Below are 585 nucleotides of genomic sequence, written 5' to 3'. Positions count from 1 at the left end.
ACTCTTAGCAACAAGGTGACGCAGCAGGGTAATACGATAACCTCTCAGGGGAGCGATATTACTCAGTTGAATAACAGTCTGTCACAGACTAATCACACAGTAGCGACTAAGGCTGATGCATCAGCACTGAACACGCTGAGCAACACGGTGAAGAGTCAGGGCGACACCATCAGCTCTCAGGGTAACGCTATCACCAGCCTGAATAGCAGCCTGTCACAGACGAATAAGAATGTTTCAGGCAAGGCGGATGCATCAGCATTAAGCTCTCTGACAACAACAGTCAACAACCATGGTTCTGAGATAGACTCGCAAGCTAAGTCCATCAATAGCCTGTCCACGTCAGTGAATAATAATAGCTCTCAGATATCGGCGGTTAATAANCTGAAAGTTCAGACGGACTCGAACGGCAATAAGCGCGTGGCTGGCTTCGGGCTTTCCAGCGACAATACCGGTACTCAATTCCTGGTGCAGGCAGACCGGTTTGCGGTGATAAGCGGTGATAACGGGGATATCAAATCGCCGTTTGCCGTTGTTAATAACCAGGTTGTTATGGATTCAGCAATCATTGCTGATGCGTCAATTACG

At 48.3% G+C, this 585-nt stretch carries 1 protein-coding gene; it reads left to right on the top strand.

The genetic code is table 11. From position 1 onward, the window contains the following. On the top strand, positions 1-585 hold a 585-nt coding region (locus JK216_RS13380), incomplete at both ends, for a DUF1983 domain-containing protein (protein ID WP_212715383.1).

This window comes from Tatumella sp. JGM94, from assembly GCF_018257595.1.
In the GTDB taxonomy this organism is placed as follows: Bacteria; Pseudomonadota; Gammaproteobacteria; order Enterobacterales; family Enterobacteriaceae; genus Tatumella; species Tatumella punctata.
Note: the sequence above shows the minus strand (reverse complement) of the source record. Positions and strands in the feature narration are given on the sequence as shown.